Annotated in this window: 17 protein-coding genes; 1 reads left to right on the top strand and 16 read right to left on the bottom strand. The window is 42.4% G+C overall.

The genetic code is table 11. The annotated features are described in order from the left end of the window. Nucleotides 1-20: 20 nt before the first annotated feature. The 13 genes from DESOR_RS08280 to DESOR_RS08225 form a co-directional block, all read right to left on the bottom strand. On the bottom strand, nucleotides 21-860 hold the full coding sequence (locus DESOR_RS08280) for a CvfB family protein (RefSeq protein ID WP_014184153.1): 840 nt from the start codon (nucleotides 858-860) through the stop codon (nucleotides 21-23). Between the two features lie 168 nt (nucleotides 861-1028). Continuing rightward, a complete protein-coding gene (locus DESOR_RS27840; protein ID WP_014184152.1) occupies nucleotides 1029-1229 on the bottom strand; it encodes a hypothetical protein in 201 nt (66 codons plus the stop codon). Between the two features lie 112 nt (nucleotides 1230-1341). Beyond that, on the bottom strand, nucleotides 1342-2094 hold the full coding sequence (gene sdhB / locus DESOR_RS08275; RefSeq protein ID WP_014184151.1) for a succinate dehydrogenase iron-sulfur subunit: 753 nt from the start codon (nucleotides 2092-2094) through the stop codon (nucleotides 1342-1344). Nucleotides 2095-2107: 13 nt separating this feature from the next. Next, the gene (gene sdhA, locus DESOR_RS08270) at nucleotides 2108-3844 is read right to left on the bottom strand and encodes a succinate dehydrogenase flavoprotein subunit (protein ID WP_014184150.1); all 1737 of its coding nucleotides are present in this window, start codon (nucleotides 3842-3844) and stop codon (nucleotides 2108-2110) included. 80 nt (nucleotides 3845-3924) lie between these two features. Continuing rightward, on the bottom strand, nucleotides 3925-4536 hold the full coding sequence (locus DESOR_RS08265) for a succinate dehydrogenase/fumarate reductase transmembrane subunit (RefSeq protein WP_014184149.1): 612 nt from the start codon (nucleotides 4534-4536) through the stop codon (nucleotides 3925-3927). 299 nt (nucleotides 4537-4835) lie between these two features. Beyond that, nucleotides 4836-6533, bottom strand: a complete 1698-nt coding sequence (locus DESOR_RS08260; protein WP_014184148.1) for a sigma 54-interacting transcriptional regulator — start codon at nucleotides 6531-6533, stop codon at nucleotides 4836-4838. Between the two features lie 201 nt (nucleotides 6534-6734). After that, entirely contained in the window at nucleotides 6735-8009 is a 1275-nt protein-coding gene (locus DESOR_RS08255; RefSeq protein ID WP_014184147.1) for an ArsB/NhaD family transporter, read from the bottom strand. Nucleotides 8010-8305: 296 nt separating this feature from the next. Then, nucleotides 8306-9586, bottom strand: coding sequence for a TRAP transporter large permease (locus DESOR_RS08250; RefSeq protein ID WP_014184146.1), 1281 nt, complete (start codon nucleotides 9584-9586; stop codon nucleotides 8306-8308). A gap of 5 nt (nucleotides 9587-9591) precedes the next feature. Then, a complete protein-coding gene (locus DESOR_RS08245) occupies nucleotides 9592-10092 on the bottom strand; it encodes a TRAP transporter small permease (protein ID WP_014184145.1) in 501 nt (166 codons plus the stop codon). A gap of 106 nt (nucleotides 10093-10198) precedes the next feature. Continuing rightward, nucleotides 10199-11233 (bottom strand): TRAP transporter substrate-binding protein, encoded by a 1035-nt coding sequence (locus tag DESOR_RS08240; RefSeq protein ID WP_014184144.1) that lies wholly within the window; start codon nucleotides 11231-11233, stop codon nucleotides 10199-10201. Between the two features lie 81 nt (nucleotides 11234-11314). Beyond that, the gene (locus tag DESOR_RS08235; protein WP_014184143.1) at nucleotides 11315-12349 is read right to left on the bottom strand and encodes a DctP family TRAP transporter solute-binding subunit; all 1035 of its coding nucleotides are present in this window, start codon (nucleotides 12347-12349) and stop codon (nucleotides 11315-11317) included. Nucleotides 12350-12907: 558 nt separating this feature from the next. Further along, nucleotides 12908-13603, bottom strand: coding sequence for a response regulator (locus DESOR_RS08230; RefSeq protein WP_014184142.1), 696 nt, complete (start codon nucleotides 13601-13603; stop codon nucleotides 12908-12910). A gap of 35 nt (nucleotides 13604-13638) precedes the next feature. After that, a complete protein-coding gene (locus tag DESOR_RS08225) occupies nucleotides 13639-15231 on the bottom strand; it encodes an ATP-binding protein (RefSeq protein WP_014184141.1) in 1593 nt (530 codons plus the stop codon). 275 nt (nucleotides 15232-15506) lie between these two features. Between DESOR_RS08225 and DESOR_RS08220 the strand changes: the two genes are divergently transcribed. Continuing rightward, nucleotides 15507-17600 (top strand): glutamine synthetase III family protein, encoded by a 2094-nt coding sequence (locus DESOR_RS08220; RefSeq protein WP_014184140.1) that lies wholly within the window; start codon nucleotides 15507-15509, stop codon nucleotides 17598-17600. An 87-nt stretch (nucleotides 17601-17687) separates the two neighbouring features. Here DESOR_RS08220 and DESOR_RS08215 read toward each other — a convergent pair whose 3' ends face one another. From DESOR_RS08215 to DESOR_RS08205, 3 genes are read right to left on the bottom strand one after another with little or no spacing between them, the layout of a single operon-like run. Further along, nucleotides 17688-18584 (bottom strand): succinate--CoA ligase subunit alpha, encoded by an 897-nt coding sequence (locus DESOR_RS08215; protein WP_014184139.1) that lies wholly within the window; start codon nucleotides 18582-18584, stop codon nucleotides 17688-17690. A gap of 3 nt (nucleotides 18585-18587) precedes the next feature. Beyond that, a complete protein-coding gene (locus tag DESOR_RS08210; RefSeq protein ID WP_014184138.1) occupies nucleotides 18588-19814 on the bottom strand; it encodes a succinate--CoA ligase subunit beta in 1227 nt (408 codons plus the stop codon). Nucleotides 19815-19858: 44 nt separating this feature from the next. Beyond that, nucleotides 19859-21433: an FAD-dependent oxidoreductase gene (locus tag DESOR_RS08205; protein WP_014184137.1), complete on the bottom strand. Its 1575-nt coding sequence runs from the start codon at nucleotides 21431-21433 to the stop codon at nucleotides 19859-19861. Nucleotides 21434-21460: the final 27 nt, after the last annotated feature.

The following is a 21460-nucleotide window of genomic DNA, read 5'->3' as shown; positions in this document are numbered from 1 at the left end:
TCAACCTCTCTCATGTGAACTTACAGTTTTTCTTTCAGACCCCCATCAGACTGAATAACTTTATTCTCTTTAAGTAATTTTCCTAATCCTCTCTTAAATGCTGCTTTACTCATATTAAGTCTGCTTTGAATTTCAATGGGACTGCTTTTATCGTTAAGTGCTAAAAACCCATCGTGATTCTTAATCCCTTCGAGAATTTTAACAGCATCGGAATCCATTTGAATGTAGGACCGTTCTCTCGTAGATAAATCCAGCTTTCCATCCTCTCGTACTCTTATAACTCTCGCCTCTACTTGATCCCCTTCTTTTAATTCTGAAAAATGCTCATTCCGCGGAATAAGACCATAATATTGATTATCGACAGCAACAAAAACTCCTATTTGGGGTCTTATAGCATAAACTACGCCAACAACTCTGTCATTTTTCTTATAAGGAGAATCTGCAGTAAGATACTCATAAATTTCTGTGGTGGCACATAATCGCTGACTCTTATCTAAGTAAACCTTGACAAGATAACATTTCCCTACCTCAACGGTGTATTTTTGCTCTCTGAATGGCAAAAACAAGCCTCTTTCTAAACCCCAATCCAAAAAAGCTCCTATCTTAGTTTTCGCACTAACTTGCAAATAAGCTAAATCACCCAGTTGAGCCAATGGCCTTCGAGTAGTGGCAATTAATCGTTCCTCCGAGTCTCGATAAATGAAGACTTCTATCTCGTCGCCCTCTTTGGCGCCTTCAGGAACTTGTTTTATTGGAAGCAGAATATTATCTCTTCGCTCACTGGTTCCTGTATCTAAATAAGCACCAAAGGAAGTGAAATTGGTAATTTTAAGTTTGTAGTATCTCCCGATTTCTATCATTCTTGTTACCTTCCCTAATTGAATATTTTCATTTCATATTAAAAAACGCCATGGACTCCCATTTATTATAACGAAAGGGATTCCATGGTGCAAAGAATACCAGAAAAGAATATTTACTTTGCTTCATAAAGTATTAAACAAGTATGTGACGAGAAGTTATCCTATCAATCAAAAGTAGTTCGAGCTATCAAACTTTTCATGACAGTTTGGCCGGCAATATTGGCACCCATTACTGCAGCATGGGCCGAATACACTGGGAGAACATCCAGCGGTACTTTGCTCTACGTCACCCACTAGAACTTTAGACCAAAATTCAATTGAAGCCATTTCGTTCTGAGTTGCCGAGGTTTCTGCTCGTTCAGTTTTCATAGACTCGAATCTCCTTTTTACTAGTTTCTTTTGGAATATAATTCAACAAATTTAGCTACTTTATACTATAATATGCACAGTGAAAAATAAAATTCAAAATTTTTAAAATTTATTATTTTCTTAGCCAGCGATTAAGGGCAAATTTATTGGTTTCACGATTTATGTCTGCCAAGCTGGTTGTCAAAGGTATCTCTTTCGGGCAAGCTCTTACACAGTTTTGAGCATTGCCACAGTCAGCAATCCCGCCTTCATTAAGTAAAGGCGCCAATCGTTCATGTTTGTTCATTTCCCCTGTTGGATGAGCATTAAATAGGCGAACTTGAGAAATAGCCGATGGGCCAATAAATTTTGACCGTATATTAACTTGAGGGCAAGCTTCCATACAGCACCCACAGGTCATGCATTTTGACAGCTCATAAGCCCATTGCCGTTTTACCTCAGGCATTCTCGGACCAGATCCTAAATTATAGGTCCCATCGATGGGAATCCAAGCACGAACTGTTTTCAAATGGTCAAACATGATTTGCCGATCAACCATTAAATCTCGAACAATTGGAAATTTCATCAGAGGTTCGAGTATAATAGGCTGGTCCAGTTGGTCGATTAGAGCTGAACATGCTTGTTTTGCCTGCCCGTTAATGTTCATCGTACACGCCCCGCAAACTTCTTCCAAACAGTTACATTCCCATACGACAGGAGTGGTTTGCTTCCCCTCTGCGGTTATAGGGTTTTTCTGAATCTCCATTAAACAAGAGATCACATTCAATTTTTCCCGATAGGGTATTGTGAATTCCTCCCAGCGCATGGGGTTATCCGGACCATCTTGCCGCCGAATTTTCAAGCGTATGGTTTTTTGCTCAGCCATTCTATTACACCTCCTATTTATCGATGTCATAACGGCGGGCGCGAAGGGGAATTAAAGACACATCAACCGGTTCATAGCTAAATTCCGGTCCGCTGGGTGTCCAAGCAGCAATTGTTGTCCTTAACCAGTTCTGGTCATCTCTTTCCGGATATTCCGGCTTATAGTGAGCCCCCCTGCTCTCATTACGATTCAATGCTCCTAGGGTAATAACTCGCGCTAACTCGAGCATATTCCATAGTTGCCGAATAAGCATCCCTTCTTGTGTCCCCCATTCAATGTTGTCCCTTCGCCCAATATTTTGCCAACGCTTCATAATTTCTTGAAGTATCAAATCCGTTTCCGCCAGTTTATCGTTGTAACGCACGACAGTCACATTCTGAGTCATGATTTCTCCCAATTCTTTGTGCAGTTGATAAGGATTCTCCGAACCCCTCATAGCTAAGATTTGAGCCCATAAATCCTTTTGACGCTTTCGTTCTTGCTGAAAAGCCGGTTCATTGCCTGTGGGAGTTTGGACTTTATTATTCTTAATGTACTCCATGGCCTTCGGCCCAGCTACTATACCACCGTAAATTGCCGACAGCAATGAATTCGCCCCTAAACGGTTTGCTCCATGATATTGATATTCACATTCTCCTGCGGCAAATAGCCCCGTGATATTGGTCATTTGATCATAATCAACCCATAGTCCGCCCATGGAGTAATGTACTGCCGGGAAAATTCTCATAGGTACTTTTTTAGGATCATCCCCGACAAACTTTTCATATATTTCCAAGATACCGCCTAATTTTATCTGTAATACGTTGGGGTCAAGATGTGACAGATCCAGGTAGACCATATTTTCTCCGTTAATCCCCAGCCCTTTATCGAAGACTACTTCATAAATAGCTCGTGTAGCAATATCCCTTGGCACCAGGTTTCCATAGGCCGGATACATTTCTTCAAGAAAGTACCAGGGTTTTCCGTCCTTATAGGTCCAAACCCTTCCACCTTCTCCACGAGCAGATTCGGACATTAATCTAAGTTTATCATCCCCCGGGATAGCCGTTGGATGAATTTGAATAAACTCACCGTTTGCATATTTGACACCTTGTTGATATAAAGCCGATACGGCGCTGCCAGTACAAATTGTAGAATTTGTGCTCTTGCCAAAGACCGCCCCTGGTCCTCCTGTGGCAACAATGACGGCGTCAGCAGGAAAGGCTTTAATACTCATATCACGAAGGTTCTGGGCAACAATTCCTCTGCAAACTCCCTCATCAAGTACAGCTGAGAGCAATTCCCAATGCTCATACTTTTGCACCATGCCTTCAGCCTCATAACGTCGAACCTGCTCATCAAGAGCATAGAGAAGTTGTTGGCCCGTCGTCGCTCCGGCAAAGGCAGTGCGACAAAACTTTGTCCCTCCAAAACGACGGAAATCAAGGAGTCCCTCCGAAGTACGGCTAAACATAACTCCCATTCTGTCCATCAAGTGAATAATTCCGGGTGCTTCATCACACATAGCTTTTACGGGAGGTTGGTTAGCCAGGAAGTCCCCTCCGTAAATCGTATCATCAAAATGATTCCAGGTAGAATCTCCTTCACCTTTGGTATTGACCGCACCGTTTATCCCTCCTTGGGCACAAACGGAATGTGAGCGTTTGACAGGTACTAACGAAAACAAGTCGACATGCGTCCCCGCTTCGGCCATTTTAATCGTTGCCATTAATCCTGCCAGACCGCCGCCGACTACAATGACTTTACTCATTCCTTGACCCTCCATTTGCCTCAGTCATTTGCTGCCTTCTCAGCAGCAAATATCTAAACCTCGAAATAAATCTCTCGGTCTCAATAGCTTAAAAAGGCAGCGATATCCGAGATTCCTACAACCGATAACACTATAAAAATTAAACCTAAAGTATATAACCAAACCTTCTGGGAATGTGGACCAATGGTTATTCCCCAAGTAATTGCAAAAGCCCACAAACCATTTGTAAAATGAAAAATCGCTGACAATACTCCCAGGACATAGAAAGCCAATCCCAAAGGATTACTCAAAAAACCCGCTAAGGCAGCAAAATTCGCCTCACTAAAGCGCAGCAGATAAACATGGATAATGACAAATAATACCGTATATAGTCCCGATAGACGCTGAATAAAATAAAACCAGTTTCGGGCGTATTGATATTTCAAGATATTTGTCTGACCAGTGTAAACCACCCATGTTCCATATGCTGCATGTAAAGCAATAGGAATAAAGATCACCACAAGTTCTACAATAAAAATTCCCGGAAAGCTTTGCATAGTTCTGATAACAAGATCATACTGGGTTGCTCCTCCATGAGCAGTCAAATTTAGAACCATATGAAAGGTAAGAAATACGCCGATAGGTACCAACCCTAATAGTGAATGAAATCTGCGAATTAGAAAATGATAGTTGTTTTGCGTTGTTGTCTCCATCCTCTCAATCCTCTCTTATGAAATTAATCTCCTTCCGCTATGTATTAGCCAAAAGCTTAATTACAAAATATTGCAAACACTATGCCAAATAAGATTGAATTTATTAATTTTTCTGATTTTTAAAATTAAAAATTTTTAGCTCCCATTTTTCGCAGTTTTTAAAACAATAATTAGTCCGGACATAAACTTAGCCATTAAAAAATCCATAGCGGCATGAATATTATATAGGCTAATGGATAGAAAATGTTTTTAATTTCTAGAATATATAAGGCTTTTTTCTAAAATCTATAAACACAAGTCTAAGACATGATCTTCAGTTTGTTATATAGTGTTGCCAGTGAAATCTTCAAGGCCTTAGCCGCCAGTTTTTTCCCTTCGACTGATCTGCCATAGTGTTCAATAGCTCGATGGATCAAATGTTTTTCCATTGTTTCAATAGGCACGATCCCCTCAATGGCCGGTTCCTGAGAAATTGATGAAGGAGATTCAATAAGGCTATTAAATTGTTTGTGGGTAATTATTTCTTCATCAACTGTTACCATCGCCCGTTCAACAACATTTTGGAGTTCGCGAATATTACCTGGCCAATCATACTGCATCAAAACTTCTTCCCCTCGATTTGTCAGGCCTTTTACACGCTTGCCAAATTTCCTGTTAAACTTAGCGATAAGGGATTGTACATAAGCCGGGATATCTCCTTTATGATCTCGTAGGGGAGGTAGGCGCAATTCTACCACATTAAGCCGGTAATAGAGATCTTCTCTAAAGTATCCTTGCTTAGCCATTTCCAGTAGATTGCGATTAGTAGCCGCGATTATACGAACATCGACTTTAATTGTGTCTGATCCCCCCACTCGTTCGAATTCCATTTCTTGTAAAACTCTTAAAAACTTAGCCTGTAAATGCAGGTTCATATCCCCAATTTCATCTAAAAAAATAGTCCCGCCATTAGCTAATTCCATTTTTCCAAGTTTTGTTTTCACAGCACCGGTAAAGGCACCCTTTTCATGCCCAAAGAACTCACTCTCAAGTAAGGTTTCTGGAATAGCCGCACAATTTACTTTAATAAAAGGCTTATCGAACCGTAAACTCGCGCCATGAATGGCATGAGCGAACAACTCTTTTCCCGTACCGGATTCTCCGGTAATGAGAATCGTAGAATTGCTTTTAGCAACCTTTCGAGCTAACTCTATGGCACTCTCAAATCCGGGATGACTGCCAATAATATCATCAAATGTGTATGAGCTTGTAGAAATTTGATTGATACGGGTTTGTAAATCGCTAATGACTCGATTAGAGGCTTGCAGCTGTTCCATCAGTTTATAGATATCTGTCAAAGGCTGGAAGACAACAACAGCACCTTCCATCTTTCCATCGACAACAATGGGAGAAGCATTAGCGACAACCTCTACCTCCGCTCCTCCCACAACCGCACGATGAGCAAATACAGCTTCATGAGTACGAAGAGAACGTGCCAGAGCACCATTAGGAGAAACTTCAAAAATATTTTGGCCAATTCTTTGAGCCGCCGGAATTGATGTCACCCGGCTAAAGGATGGATTAACATAGTTTATTCTGCCATCAATACCTGCCACTTCGATGGCTTCTTGAACTGAGTTGAGGATTGCAACCAGTTCTCCTTTGACTCGTTTGATCTCTGCCAGTTTCTCCTTCTCTTCAATAATGGACATCATTAAGTTTGCCCCTAGGGCTTCTATGACTGTACTATGTTTATGTTTATGCTGCACAATAAATTCTTGAACGGAGTTAACTCCCGCAGCTTCAATTATTACATCAATCTCAGGTATATTAAGAAACTCTTGCAGGGACTGGCATATCTGCACTCCATCCTGCCGTGCAAGTTTCAGCCCTTGAGCATTTTCACGGCAATCACATACTACAGCGATTTCTATATGTTCAATACTTCGTAATGTTTTATAGATGGATGTACCTCCTTGGCCCATACCAACAATGCCTACTTTAACTTTTCGAGCCATTCAGATCCCCCTTTACGCCTTCTAATTGAGCATAATAATTTTTACACGCCATAGCTTTATTAAAATATTCGCTTTTAAAGATTTAAAATCCTGCTATTATTTTTTAATTTTTGGAATTATTCGATTATACCGACGATTGACTGTATAACAAAAGCCCCGGTTTTAAATTAACCAGGGCTTTTGTCAATAAGCTATCAGCTGTTATAAGTAGAAAATAATGAGATACAGTGAGGATATAACAATTGAAAGAATCATCAAAGGTAATGCCAATTTCATAAATTGCATGAATCGCATTTGTACACCATTTTTTTCAGCTAAGCCTGCCACAATAACATTAGCTGATGCACCAATGAGAGTTCCGTTGCCGCCTAAGCAAGCTCCTAAAGATAAGGCCCACCAAAGAGGCTCTAATCCAGTTTGGGATATTCCCCCTAAATTCCCCATTTGATGAATTAAAGGAATCATAGTAGCTGTAAAAGGGATATTATCGACAAAAGCCGACGCAAAGGCTGACAGCCAAAGAATCAGCATTGCCGTGAGATTAAAGTTCCCTGCGGTTGCATCAAAGGCCCACTGAGCTAGTTTATTAATCCAGCCGGTTTCAACAAGTCCCCCGACAAGAATAAAAAGACCGATAAAAAAGAAAATCGTAGGCCATTCTACAGCCAACAAAATCTCTTCCGGTTCTTCTTTTGTGATAAACATCAAAAGTGCTGCACCGGTTAAGGCAACAGTTGCAGATTCCATATGCAATGATTGATGCAAAATAAAACCTACTAATATTAATGCAAGTACGAATAGACTTTTCTTCAATAATCCGTAATCTTTGATCTGTTCAACTGGATCCAGCTCAATCAGATTCTTTTTCAGCTCATCACTTACATGAAGTTTTCGCTTGTAGAGAATATAGAATACAGCCATGGTTGCAATAAAAATTACAAAGACTACGGGAACCAGATTAACTGCAAAATCAACAAATCCTAAATGAGTTTGACTGCCAATCATAATATTCGGCGGGTCTCCAATTAGAGTGGATGTACCGCCAATATTGCTGGCAAAGATTTGACTCACAAGAAACGGCATAGGGTTTAGGTTAAGTTTGTCGCAGATAGTGAAGGTAATGGGTACAATCAATAACACAGTGGTAACATTGTCTAAAAGAGCCGAAAGTAATGCTGTTACGGTAGCCAAGGCAATCAGTATCCGAATAGGTTCTCCTTTTGCAAACCGAACAGCCAATAAGCCTAGATACTGAAAAACTCCAGTCCTTCTGGTAATTCCTACAACAATCATCATGCCAACTAACAAACCTAAGGTATTCCAGTCAATATGTTCAATGGCTTTTTCCTGAGCTAAGACTCCCGCTGCGACTAAGATCATTCCTCCGAGCAGGGCCACAACCGTTCGATGAACTTTTTCCGAAATTATTAATGCATAGGTCAAACAAAAAATAATTAATGCGAGAGTAGCATACATTGTGATTTAATACTTCCTTTCTATCTTCTTTCTCTCAAATATAAAGATAAAGATAACACTGCTTGTACAGTGATATTCTATTAACGTATTTTAACACAATTCAATTAGTTTTGTTATTCAATTAGTTATTAGGGATATAATTTTTGTAAATATCGGCAATATTCATTTGTTTTGCAATAATACAATATGATTACAAAAAGAATGTCCAAAATTATGTAACTCTATGTAATAGAAACAAAAAGCCTTTTTCTTAATAGGCCACGGACCTATTCGGAAAAAGGCTTTCCACCCGATTGTTAATCCATTAACACACGCGGGATATACGTGGAGATTTCCGGAAAGATAACAAAAGAAACCATGGCCGCCAGCATCAGCACAATAAAAGGAAGTACACCTTTCACGACTTCTCCCAGAGGTTCTTTCGACATTGAACTGACGACAAATAAATTTAAGCCAACAGGCGGAGTAATCATCGCTAATTCCATATTCACCGTCATAACGATGGCAAAATGAATGGGATCTATGCCAAGCTGCTTGATGATTGGCAACAGGATAGGCAACGTGATTAAGATAACCGAAACAGCTTCTAAAAATGTACCCATGACGAAGAATAATAATTGGGTAACCATAAAAAATAAGAATATATTTAGATTTGCATTGCTAATCCAATCAGCAACTTTATTGGGTATTTGATTATTAGTTAGATAGAGTGCAAAAACCATGGCGGCGGCAATGATCAAGAAGATCATGGAAGAAGTATTAATTGTTTCTCGCAGAATACCTCGAATGTCTCTTAAGTGCAGCTCCCGGTAGATAAAGATGGAAACAATTAAGGTGTAAAACACGGCAATTACTGCTGCTTCTGTCGGTGTACATACTCCCGAGTAGATGCTTCCTAAAATAACCACCGGCAACAAGGCGGCAGGTGTGGCTTTTAGAGACACTTTCCAGCGTTCAGACCAAGAATACTTCCTGCCATGCCCATAATCATTTTTCTTTGCATAGAGAATTGCCGATGCTACCAGAATACTCCCCATAATTACGCCTGGTATCATTCCAGCCATAAATAACTTACCGATGGATTCATCGGCTGTTACACCATATACAATCAAAGGAATACTTGGGGGTATTAAAATTCCTAGAGTACCGGCTGCGGCTATAAGGCCCATTGCATAGCGTTTGGGATACCCCCCCTCTACCATTGCCGGAAGCATAATTGCCCCGATGGCTGCTGCGGTTGCCGGACTTGATCCGGATATGGCCGCAAAAATCATGCAGGCTAAAATGGTTACCACGGAGAGCCCGCCAGGTAAATGTCCGATCCAAGACCTTAAGCTCTCAATTAAATATTTTGATACTCCTCCCCGGGACATCAGAACTCCTGCTAAAACGTAACCCGGTATGGCCATTAACGTTGCGGAATTAAGTCCTGCAAACATTCGCTGAGGTATCATCATTAAGTTGAAAGTCTCGGTAGTTACAATGAGGGCAATGGTAGACATTGCCAGACTAATAGCAATAGGAACGTTCAGCAAAAAGAATATAACGAAAAGTAAAAATAACAATGCTACTAACATCTCAATTATCTCCTTTCTGAAACGTTACCAACTTTGCCGGCCTTCCTTGCCGCTTCATAGAATTTAATCATAAATCTGAAGGTTAAGAGGATCCCAGTCAGCGGAAGAATACTATACACTATATAGAGAGGAACTCCAACGTCTGTAGATACCTGCCCTGTATTATGAGTAAAAGAAACCAATTCAAAACCATAAAACCCCAAAAAAAAGCTAAAAACAATCCCAACGGTGTGGGCAAACAATGTTACATAGCGCTGAAATTTTTTCGGCAAGACATTAAATAGCATATCTACCTTAATATGATGATCATTACGCAGAGCAACACTGGTGCCAATCAACGTACCCCAGATAATAGTATATTGGGATATTTCATCAACCCAGGAACGTGCATCATTAAACACATAGCGCATAATGACACCATAAAAGATCATGGCAACTCCTAAGGACAGAAGTCCCCCCGAAACGATGTCTTCAATGAATTCAAAGGCTTGCCAAAACTTTTTCATCTTGTTTCACCCCATTTCTAATTAATAGGTAGTTTATATTTTTGTTGAAAAAGGGTTCTTACTAGAAGAACCCTTTTTTGCTCTCTCTTACTAAGAGGAGAGTTTATTAGTTTTGTCCAGCTTTAATTGCAGCATCAATTAACTCTTTACTAATGACGCTTTCAAATTCATCATAGACAGGTTGCATAGCTTTTTGGAAGGCTGCAAGCTGGTCTGGAGTAAGTTCAGTGAATTGCAATTTCCCGCCATTCTTTAAGTTTTCCTTACTCTTTTGATCAAGTATGTCAGCCTGTTCCACAGCAAATTTCGTTGCTTCAGCCATTGACTCATCTAATGCTTTGCGAATATCAGGTTCTAAACCTGACCAAAAGCTCTTATTAACAATAATCATGTAATCAATTCGGCCATGATTGGAGACTGTGAGATACTTTTGAATCTCTTGATATTTTTGAGTATCAATATTATTAAAGGTATTCTCTTGCCCGTCTACCGTACCTTGCTGTAATGCTGCGTAAGTCTCGCCAAATGGAATGGTTGCGGAGCCTGCCCCCAGAGCCTTGAACTGTGCTTCTAATACTTTACCGGCCTGAGTTCTGAATTTTAATCCTTTAAAGTCGTCCGGAGTTATTAACGGCCGCTTATTATTTGTAAACTGCTTAAATCCATTGGGCCAGACGGCTAAGCCTTGGAGATTATACTTATCTAACGAATTCATTAACCCCTTCATTGCATCTGAAGCGAAGAATTTATAGACAGCCTCATTATTGGGAAACAAGAAGGGCAAGTCCGTGTACTGGAATTTAGGGTTTAAGCCAACTAGCTTTGTTACAGATGGGGCAATAATTTGCACATTTCCTGATTGACAAGCCTCTAACTCTTCTTTATCTCCATAAAGCTGTGACGAAGGATATACCTCCACTTTCACTCTTCCATTCGTTTTCTGCTCTGCTAATTCCTTAAACTTTAGGGCAGCCTTTCCCTTGGGAGTATCCGGTGTTACAACATGTGAGAACTTAATAATAATCGGCTTGACTTCCTTTTCTTCGCTTGTTGAAGCAGTTTTTGTTCCACAGCCAACCAAAGCTAATGCTAAAACAAGTACCGAACTTAAAGCGACTGCCAACGGTTTTTTCTTAAACATTTTTCTCCCCCTCACATTTTTTTCACTTGACCTAACCTCTCTTAAGTATTGACCTAGCCTCACCTCCAAATCATAATTAACTTAATTGTTTTCCTTAGGCTCACTCCATTTCTGCGCTTCCTCTAGAAGCTTAGAATCATTATTCTCTTCAAATTTGTCATAAACCGAAGAGAAGTCTTTTTTCCACTGTGTCTTTTCCTGATTTGTTAATGTGTGTATTGTCACGAGATTGTTTTTTTCAATCTCTTCCAATTGCACTTCGTTTAACCTCTCAGCAGTTTCTCTCTCCCAAAGTGTTACTTCCGCCATGGTTTTTTCGATTAGCTCACGAGCCGAGCCAGGCAATTGATCCCAAAAAGTTTTATTCATAACCACTGCATAGCCCAAAAATCCATGCTGGCTTAAGGTTAAATACTTTTGTACTTGAGAAAATCTTTTGGTATAAATATTGGAAATTGTATTTTCCTGTCCTTGGACTGTTCCATCCTGCAAAGCCTTATAGACATCATTAAAGGGGAGAAGTACCGTATCCGCCCCAAAATAGGTAAACTGATCCTCCAATATACCCGGGGACATAACTCGAAAACTTAATCCGTTAAAATCAACAGGGCTTAGAATTGGATGAATGTTGTTTGTCAAATTTTTAAAACCGTTATCCCACATGGCCAGCCCCACCATATTCTTTTCCTCTAACTGTTTCAGTAAGGATCGTCCCACCGGTCCATCCATGACTTGATGAACACTTTCCAAATTGCTAAACAGGTAGGGTAAGTCCCAGATTTGCCATTCAGGTAACAATTGGGATATTTTTGATGTGGCTGGTGCAATCATTTCTACATCTCCCCGACTTAAAGCTTCGAATTCTTCACCATCCTTAAATAGCTGAGAGTCAGGAAAAACCTGGATTTCAATGGTACCGCCGGACCGTTCCGAGATGAGACGGGCAAAACGTATGGCTGCTAGTCCTTTGGGTGTATTTTCAGCGACCACATGGGAGAACCTGATAATGATTTTTTCCTTCCTATTTACTTGCTGTCCGTCAATCACTCTACTTTCACAACCCGGTAAGCCAAGCAACAGAAATAAGATTATGAAACTCCAGCGCTTCCAAGCCATTTAGTGAACCCCTTTAATTTTATATTTGAATATTTTAATTTTAATATATTTTCTGATTATTCTCTATATTTTGGTCCTTTTGATGTTTTTGGTCTTATTGGTCGAATTGAAAATCCGCAGGCGGCCGCTAGATACTAGCCTCATATAGCATACACAGCACCAGCAGATGACGAAAAACAGAGTGCTCCCGGGTCGGGCAGCTTCGCCACATCCGCTCACCGCAGCATTCCGAGCTCGTCCCCTCGCGGCTGCGGGAGCTACGCCAAACCTCTGGGTAGTACCTGGAGTGAACCAGGCTCCGCATTCCCCGCAGCCGCTTTGTGGGCTTTTACCGCCTCTCCATGCAATGGGTTCTCTCCTGTGGACGAAGCTGCCCTGACTTTCGGGTCTATGGATTCTTCAGAATGATTTTAGGGGCATCCATTTTTTAAGGAATAAATTTTTCAGGGTAGCTATCGCAGCACCATCAGATAAAAAGATGCCTGGAAACAGCTTCTAAAAACTGTTTCCAGGCACCTTTTCACTTTAGGAGCTTTAAACTTACTATTGCCACTCTCTTTACAGCAATGCCTTATATTTATTGATGGGTCTGCCCACGGATCCATATTGAGTTTCCAGGGTAACCCTATTTATCTTTTCCAGGTATTCTAAATAACGGCGGGCAGTGACTCTTGCCAAGCCGGCTCCTATCGCTACTTCTTCTGCAGAAAGCCCAATTTTGCTTGCTTTGAGAAAATTATAGACCTGTTGAAGGGTGATTTCTCTCAATCCTTTAGGCAATTCTTCTCGCTCCCTGCTCTTTTGGTTTTCAGTGACAGGGAGAATTTTTACCAAACGATCTAAATCCTCTTGATTTAATTCCCCGCGATTTTTAAATTGCTCAGCATAGGTTAAATAATGATTTAAGGCTGAACTGATTCGTTCAAATTTAAAGGGTTTAATAATATAATCCACCACGCCAAAACGCAGGCCCGCTTGAACGGTCTCCACATCCTGGGCTGCTGTGATCAAAATGATATCCGTTGGTATTCCTAGTTTTCGAATTTCTTGTAAAATCTGAATGCCGCTTAAATCCGGCAAGTAGATATCTAAAATTACTAAACGCGGCCTGAGCTCTCGAATAATTTCCAGCGCCTTTTTCCCTGTCTTTGCTATGCCACAAATTTTAAAGCCACCTATTTTCTTAATAAATCCTGCATTGACTTCCATTACCATGGGATCATCCTCCACCAGGACTAAGTCAATTGGATTCATCATCTCACTCTCCTTCCGCTGCTTTGCTGAAATTCTCAGACATTGTGTACTTGACTTAGGGGAATTCTGACTCCAAAGCGAGTCCCCCACTTTCCGGATTCCAAATCAATCGTTCCACCCAGCCTTTCCACTGTTTGTTTAACTAAAGGCAGACCAATCCCTCGATTCTCAGTCCCTTTTGTAGAAAATCCCCACTGAAATACTTTAGCTTCGTCATCAGGAGCAATTCCTGCCCCAGTATCCTCGATACTGATCACCAGCTCTGTTTCTTCTTGTTTGATCCGGCAATGCACCTCACATAGCTCTTTGCCCACAACCGCTTCCATGGCATTTTCCAGCAAATTTCCCAAGATAATTGTAAGAGTGTTGCTGTCCAGGCTCTCCGGAAGATCTCCCAGACTTGAATCTTCATCAAAAATGACTTCTACTTTAAGTTCTTTGCCACGGTTATATTTTCCCAACATCAATCCTGCCACACTGGGATGCCTAATCTTTTTACTGAGAAACTTAGTAACTTCCTGCTGCTCCTCCGTTACTTTATAGACATATTCCATGGCATCCTGGACCTTATTTAACTGAATCAGCCCGGCGATAGTGTGCAATTTATTTAATGACTCATGATTTTGAACTCTTAAAGCTTCAATAAATGTTTTTACACCTGTTAATTCCTCAGCCATTTTACGAACTTCCGTCTTATCCTTAATAGTTATCACTTGTCCCACGACTTGTTCCTTTACCTTAACAGGCATAAAATTGATAAGTACCCAAGTTTGGCCTAAGCGAAGTTCCGTTGTTTCCGCAGGATCTCTCCCCTTTTGTAATTCGGCAAAAACCTTGAATTCTTCAAGATCGTATAAAGGAGCACCCAGAACAGTCTTCGTGATTCCAGCGATACGGCAAGCTTTTTCATTAATGACGGTAATCCGCTGATTAATATCCAGGGCCACTACTCCTTCATCCATGGCTTGAAAGATAGCTACCCGTTCTTCTAACATTCGGGCAATCTCTTCAGGTTCCAGGGAAAACATGTTTTTCTTAATATTTCTGGCTAAATAAAAGGACCCGGCCACTCCCAGAGCTAAACCAACTAATAAAGAAGAATAAAGTTGTATTCTCAAGGTACTGATAATATCCCGAATGGTAGGAACAAGAATTCCGACGGCAACCACGCCGACTTGACGAGTGCCTTCATCCGTCAGAACCGGCACAAAGGCCCGAATAGACGGCCCTAAGACTCCTACCGCTTGGGAAAGATATTCTTTTCTTTGCAGGGCCGGTCCCTCATCCCCATCATTAAAAACTGTTCCGACCCGGTCCAGATAGGGGTGTGAATAACGAATTCTCTCCATATTAAAGATGACAATATATTCTACACCTGTAGCAATACGAATTCGCTCTGCCAGCGGCTGAATTTTTTTTGAACCTTCTTCCTTACTTAAATTTTCTTGAACCTCTTGCAGCTGTGCCACAGTACGAGCAATCGCCATTGCTCGTGAGCCAATTTCTTGTTCCATCTTGCCTGAAATACGATTGACAATAACAACCCCGGCAATAAGAACAGATAGCAACACTAAAATAAAGGAGAGGATAGCAATTTGGGTTCCCAATTTCAGATGGGGTATCTTCATGAACTATCCCCCTAAACAAAATGTCTGAATATACTTTTAATTCGTTAATCTTATTAAAATCCCTTCTAATAAATAACCACAAATATCTTCAAATTTTATACTGTATACATAGACATTTTTCTCTTGTCAAGTGATCAAGAAAATGTTAAGTTTATACCAGATTCAAATTAGAGCAATGGCGCTCATTGAAGATTAAAGAACTAATCTTTAAGGGAGCGTTTTTTTGTTTTTTTTCAAAAACCAACAGCTTTTAATGAAGAAAGGGGCAAACATCAATGGACATTTTTGGAGAAAACGTCTTTAATGACGCAGTAATGAAGGAGCGTCTGCCTAAGGCTACTTACAAATCCTTAACTAAAACTATCAGAGACAGCCTACCTCTTGACCCCGATGTAGCAGAAGTTGTCGCCAATAGTATCAAAGATTGGGCAATTGAAAAAGGAGCTACTCACTATACCCATTGGTTTCAGCCTCTCACCGGCATCACTGCGGAAAAACATGATTCATTTATCTCTCCAACCAGTGATGGCCGTGTTATTATGGAATTTTCCGGCAAAGAGTTAATTAAAGGCGAGCCTGATGCTTCTTCCTTCCCCAGCGGCGGAATTCGTGCAACCTTTGAAGCCAGAGGCTACACAGCCTGGGACTGCACTTCCCCTGCTTTTCTTAAAGAAGACGGCGGTGTTTTGACCTTATGTATTCCTACAGCTTTTTGCTCCTATACAGGAGAAGCCTTAGACAAGAAAACTCCGTTACTGCGTTCTATGCAAGCCCTTTCTAAACAAGCACTGCGTATTTTAAGACTCTTTGGCAATACCACATCCACCAGTGTCACCAGTACTGTTGGTGCTGAGCAAGAGTATTTCCTCGTTGACAAAAAGTTCTTTGATCAACGCATGGACCTTATGCTCACCGGCCGCACTCTTTTTGGTGCCATGTCCGCTAAAGGTCAAGAATTAGAAGACCATTATTTTGGAAGCATAAAAACCCGGGTTGCCGCCTTTATGCATGATGTTAATGTTGAATTATGGAAGCTTGGAGTTCTGGCCAAGACTCAGCATAATGAAGTAGCACCCGGACAATTTGAAATAGCCCCAATTTTTGCAACAACCAACATTTCCACTGACCACAATCAATTGACCATGGACACACTGAAAAAGGTCGCTTTGCGCCATGATATGGTTTGCTTGCTTCATGAAAAACCTTTCGCCGGTGTTAACGGTTCAGGAAAGCATAACAACTGGTCAATGTCAACCAACGATGGCCTTAATCTCTTAGACCCTGGTAATACTCCACACGAAAATGTTCAATTCCTGACATTCTTGTGTGGTATTATTAAAGCCGTCGATGATTATGCCGAATTACTCCGTCTCTCTGCAGCTACCCCGGGAAATGACCACCGTCTTGGTGCTAATGAAGCCCCTCCGGCCATTATCTCCATTTTCTTAGGCGACCAACTCTCGGATATTTTCAAGCAGCTGCAAAATGGTGGGGTTACTCGCTCCCTTCAAGGCGGCGAGTTAGCAAGCGGCGTCATTACTCTGCCTGCCCTTGCTAAAGACTCCACCGACCGGAATCGTACCTCACCCTTCGCCTTCACCGGTAATAAGTTCGAATTCAGAATGGTGTCCTCGGCTCAATCCATTTCCGGTCCTAACGTAGTACTCAATACCATATTTGCTGAAGTATTCTCCCAATTTGCGGATCGCCTTGAGCAAGCTTCTGATTTTGATAAAGAACTTCGTGCTCTCCTGAAAGAAACTGCTACGAATCATAGCCGCATCCTCTTTGACGGTAACGGCTATTCCGACGAATGGGTAGAAGAAGCTGCTAAACGCGGCCTTCCCAATATTACCTCCACTGTTGATGCCTCTCTGGTTCTTATGCGTGAATCCACGGTCCAACTTTATGAAAAACATCAAGTATTAAATAAAACAGAGCTGGAATCCCGCTATGAAATCAACATGGAGCAATACTCCAAACAAATCAATATCGAAGCTCTGACCATGATCGATATGGCTAAGCATAAAATTATTCCCGCTGCAATCAAGTATTCTACTCAATTAGCTAATTCAATCAATGCCATTAAAACAGCTTCCAGTGCAGTGGACGTTTCTGTCCAAGAAAATCTCCTGATCGATTTAGGAGCAACCTTAGCTTCTTTCAAAGCTAACCTGACTGTCCTTGAAAATGCAGTCCAAGAAGCTGCTGATCATGGCGATGACTCCTACGCTCACAGTGTTTATTACCGAGATGTTGTCTTCAAAGCTATGGGCACTCTCAGAGCTGACGGAGATAAGCTTGAGTCCTTCATTGACGCGGAGTTATGGCCACTGCCAACTTATGCCGAAATGTTGTTCATGCTCTAATCTCAGTTTTAAATCATCTTATTCCCTTGAAAGTCCTTCTTTTGGGCAGCAATAAACTTAAAGTTTATTGCTGCTTTTTTATGTGGGTCATCCCAAGATGTTCTTCATTAATATTGTTAAATCATCAAAACGATCCAGGACATGGGCCCCCGCTAAACGCAGTTTCTCCATCTTTTGAGAGGGTTTGCCTGCCCCTCCGGAAATCATGGCCCCGGCATGACCAAAGACCGTACCTTCCGGCATACTCTCCGTAAAACGTCCGGCTATAAAGGAAAATAAAGGCTTAGTAAATCCGCCGCCGGCTAGTAGTTCAGCAGCTTCTTCTTCAAAATGGGTACCGGGTTCAGAAAAGGTGACAACCGCATCTGTTTCAGTGTCTGTCTGAAACAGCAACAATATATCTTTAATCGAGGTTCCAATCAGAGCATCCCCCCCAATACTGATGGAGGTACTCACTCCGAAACCGGCCCTTTTTACCATCCAGGAACTTTCTGCCGTCATTCCGCCGCTGCGGGAAATCACCCCGATTCGCCCGGGTACAAAGCACCGTTCAACATTGTCTCCTCCGATAGCTCCAACTTTAACTCGATCCTTAGGGGTGATCATTCCCACAGAATTTGGACCAATTACCCGCACATTCGCCTGTCTGGCTCTGGCTAAAAATTTCATGGCATCCAGTTGGGGAACGTTTTCCGTAGCGATAATCACCAGTCTGATACCTGATGATATGGCTTCCAGTACAGCATCATAGACAAAGGCCGGGGGAACATAAACCACGGTTGTATTGATATCGTGGATTCGGACAGCTTTTTTTAAGGTATTATAGACGGGAATTCCGTGAACATCCTGTCCCTCTTTTCCTGGAGTCACCCCGGCTAAGATCCTCGTTCCATAATCTAAACTGTGTCGAGTGACCATAGCTGCCTCTCGCCCCGTTATTCCTTGGATGGCAATCCTGGATTCTTTGTCAAGCAATATAGACACGATTTACTCTCCTCCTTCTGCAGCGGCCAGACTCTTCATACGTTCCACCATACGCCCGGCAGCCTCAGTTATACTAGCCTCATCCCCAAAATACTCAATCCCGGCAGCCGTAAAGATTTCCTTGGCAGCCCCATCATTAACTCCTGCTTCTCTTACGATCACAGGAAAGGTATTGGGATCGATGCCTAAATCCTTTAAAGCTTGAACTACCCCCCTGGCCATCACGTCTACTTGAGTGTTATTCGTGATATTGTGGGCAACAAATAATCCCTTAACCCCCGGTTTCGAAAGTATTCCTTTGGTAATGCCGTAAACTTTTCGCTCCGGTGGATTTCCTCCGACTTCACTATAATTGGCCGGCCTGCCTCCAAAGGAAACTAAGGCATCAAAGGACAGCAAGCTGCCTCCTCCCCCGCCGCATAAAAAACCAATATCTCCGCCATCCATCTCCGTATAGCGGGCTGTCCCCCGGTAGGGATCAGCCTCGTTAACCTCCACCATCAGCTTTTCCAGTACAGTTTGAGGGCGCCAGGTCCGTTCACTGCCTAACTGAACCATACCCGCTAATTCTGGGTGCCGGTACATGGCACTGTCATCAATGCTCATCACAGATGCTGCTGCAGCAACCTCTCCACTTTCCGTTAAGACTAAAGGATTGATTTCTAAAATTGAGGCATCCTTTTCCAGAAACACCCGTACTAACCGTATCAAAGTCTGAGTTGCAAGAGTTAAAGCTTTGCCATTCAAACCAAGTTCCGCCCAAATTTCTTTAGCCTCAAAATCTGCCATGCCAAGAACAGGATCAATAAGATGGGTGATAACTTTTTCAGGATGCTCCCTGCTCAATATTTCTACATCCACACCGCCTTCCAAACTGGCTATAACCACGGGAGCCTGAGCTTTTTTATCAATTGTTATGGACAGATACCACTCCTGCGCAATGGAGAGTTTCTCCTCAACTAATACTTTTTCCACTGGGAAATGACTTACCGTCATCCCTAACAGCTCTTGACAGCGGGCTGCAGCCTCCACAGGGTTGGCTGCGAATTTTATGGCTCCGGCTTTTCCTCGTTTACCAACGGGAACCAAAGCCTTTAAAACAACTTGACAACCAATCTCCTGAGCTTTCTCAGCCGCTTCCTCCGGGTTCCGAACCACACAGTTCCTCGGCACCAAGACCCCGGCATCGGCAATTATTTTCTTACTGTGATGTTCCAGCAATTTACCCAAAGTTTCATCCTCCTTCGCTTCTATTAGGTTTTCTGCCCTTCCTTTTAATCTTCACGATAGTGTGATCCCATGCTTACTGGCCTTTTCAGGCAGGCATTAATAATTAAGTTTGCTGCAAGGAGCATCATTTTCAGTTCACAATAACGAAGCAAATCTCCATAACTTTTGAAGGGCCAATTAGTTAATCGGTCTGAAATGCTCAGCAAATTCCCTTTTGCCTTTCCCAGCCCTTTCTCTGTACGAACCACTCCGGCGTAAAGACTCATACACTGCTTTAATTCCTGCTTGAGTTCTGACCACGAGTTAGTTGGGGTTAAATCTGCAGAGATCCCTAAATCAGCCCATCTCCCATAGCGTTCTTTAAGATAGTTCTCTATCAGGGAGACACTCCAAACACTTCTTGACTGTTTACAACCGTTAGCCGCTAATCTGCCCGCCCGTCTGCCAAATACAGCTGCTTCTGTTAAGGCATTACCTGCCAAGCGATTAGCTCCATGCAATCCCCCGGCGGCTTCACCACATACCCATAAACCCGGTATTGAACTGCGGCATTCTGAATCCATTGCAATTCCGCCATTCATAAAATGCTGGGCCGGCGCCACTTCAATCATTGTTGAACCTTGCAGAGCCCCACAGATATCCGGATAATTTCTGGTCATTACTTCCGCCGGCACTGCTGAAAAGTCAGCAATGACACCGCCCCCCTCCGTGCCTCTGTCTTCGGCAATTTCTTTAAAATTAGCCCGGGCCATAATATCTCTGGTAGCCATATCCCCCTGAGGAGAGTAACGTTTCATATAAGCTTCACCATGGCGGTTTCTGAAAACAGCTCCGTCGGCAAAAGGAGAAGTAGAGAACACCAGCCTAGGTGTAGAGACGGTAACAGCCGGATGGAACTGGATGAATTCTAAATCCCGCACAGCCGCGCCGGCTTGATAACCCAAGGCGTAGCTGTCTCCGCACACATCCGGGACATTTGTACTTAATTGAAAGAGGCCGCCGGCTCCTCCGCCGGCGATAATGACTGAACCGGCACAAATCAGGCTGAGGCCGGCTTTATTTCGATCCAGACCTATAGCCCCACAGACCCGGCCCTCCTCAACCAGCAAGCTGACAATTAAGATCCTTTCCAGGAATTCTGCGCCAAGAGCTTCTGCTTTCTCTGCTAATGGGACAGAAAGGGCCAGGCCCAAGGTGCGATTTGATTTTGTCACCCCCACAGCCCTAATGATGCGAAACCGGGTATGACCCGGCGAGCCCTTGATTAAAAGATCCTCCTTATCCCTTTGAAACCGGACACCATGCTCCATCAACCAGCCAATACTCTCCGCTGCTTCCGCAGCCAGTACTTGGACAAGGTCCGGATCATTGAGATGTCCTCCCCCTATCAAGGTGTCCTCAATATGCCCCTCTATGGAGTCATTTGTACGCAAAGCATCCCAAACAACCGCCATATTGTTTTGAGTAATCACCGTATTTCCGGAACGCCCTACCCGGCCTTTGCAAGCAATCATTACCCTTTTCCCGGCACCTGCAGCTTCCACGGCAGCACTTAAACCCGCTAAGCCGGCACCGATAATCAGAACGTCTGTGAAATACTGCTGCAGTTCCATAACCATCACACCTTTCTCAGACGGACCCAAAGC

Origin of the sequence: Desulfosporosinus orientis DSM 765, assembly GCF_000235605.1 — a bacterium.
Classification (GTDB): Bacteria; Bacillota; Desulfitobacteriia; order Desulfitobacteriales; family Desulfitobacteriaceae; genus Desulfosporosinus; species Desulfosporosinus orientis.
Note: the sequence above shows the minus strand (reverse complement) of the source record. Positions and strands in the feature narration are given on the sequence as shown.

What these genes read in the sequence shown, in the direction of transcription:
- DESOR_RS08280 (WP_014184153.1), bottom strand. Translation starts at nt 860, where the DNA reads ATGATAGAAATCGGGAGATACTACAAACTTAAAATTACCAATTTCACT.
- DESOR_RS08255 (WP_014184147.1), bottom strand. Translation starts at nt 8,009, where the DNA reads ATGTATGCTACTCTCGCATTAATTATTTTTTGTTTGACCTATGCATTA.
- DESOR_RS08225 (WP_014184141.1), bottom strand. Translation starts at nt 15,231, where the DNA reads ATGAAGATACCCCATCTGAAATTGGGAACCCAAATTGCTATCCTCTCC.
- DESOR_RS08260 (WP_014184148.1), bottom strand. Translation starts at nt 6,533, where the DNA reads ATGGCTCGAAAAGTTAAAGTAGGCATTGTTGGTATGGGCCAAGGAGGT.
- DESOR_RS08235 (WP_014184143.1), bottom strand. Translation starts at nt 12,349, where the DNA reads ATGGCTTGGAAGCGCTGGAGTTTCATAATCTTATTTCTGTTGCTTGGC.
- DESOR_RS08245 (WP_014184145.1), bottom strand. Translation starts at nt 10,092, where the DNA reads ATGAAAAAGTTTTGGCAAGCCTTTGAATTCATTGAAGACATCGTTTCG.
- DESOR_RS08250 (WP_014184146.1), bottom strand. Translation starts at nt 9,586, where the DNA reads ATGTTAGTAGCATTGTTATTTTTACTTTTCGTTATATTCTTTTTGCTG.
- DESOR_RS08205 (WP_014184137.1), bottom strand. Translation starts at nt 21,433, where the DNA reads ATGGTTATGGAACTGCAGCAGTATTTCACAGACGTTCTGATTATCGGT.
- DESOR_RS08240 (WP_014184144.1), bottom strand. Translation starts at nt 11,233, where the DNA reads ATGTTTAAGAAAAAACCGTTGGCAGTCGCTTTAAGTTCGGTACTTGTT.
- DESOR_RS08220 (WP_014184140.1), top strand. Translation starts at nt 15,507, where the DNA reads ATGGACATTTTTGGAGAAAACGTCTTTAATGACGCAGTAATGAAGGAG.
- sdhA (WP_014184150.1), bottom strand. Translation starts at nt 3,844, where the DNA reads ATGAGTAAAGTCATTGTAGTCGGCGGCGGTCTGGCAGGATTAATGGCA.
- DESOR_RS27840 (WP_014184152.1), bottom strand. Translation starts at nt 1,229, where the DNA reads ATGAAAACTGAACGAGCAGAAACCTCGGCAACTCAGAACGAAATGGCT.
- sdhB (WP_014184151.1), bottom strand. Translation starts at nt 2,094, where the DNA reads ATGGCTGAGCAAAAAACCATACGCTTGAAAATTCGGCGGCAAGATGGT.
- DESOR_RS08230 (WP_014184142.1), bottom strand. Translation starts at nt 13,603, where the DNA reads ATGAATCCAATTGACTTAGTCCTGGTGGAGGATGATCCCATGGTAATG.
- DESOR_RS08265 (WP_014184149.1), bottom strand. Translation starts at nt 4,536, where the DNA reads ATGGAGACAACAACGCAAAACAACTATCATTTTCTAATTCGCAGATTT.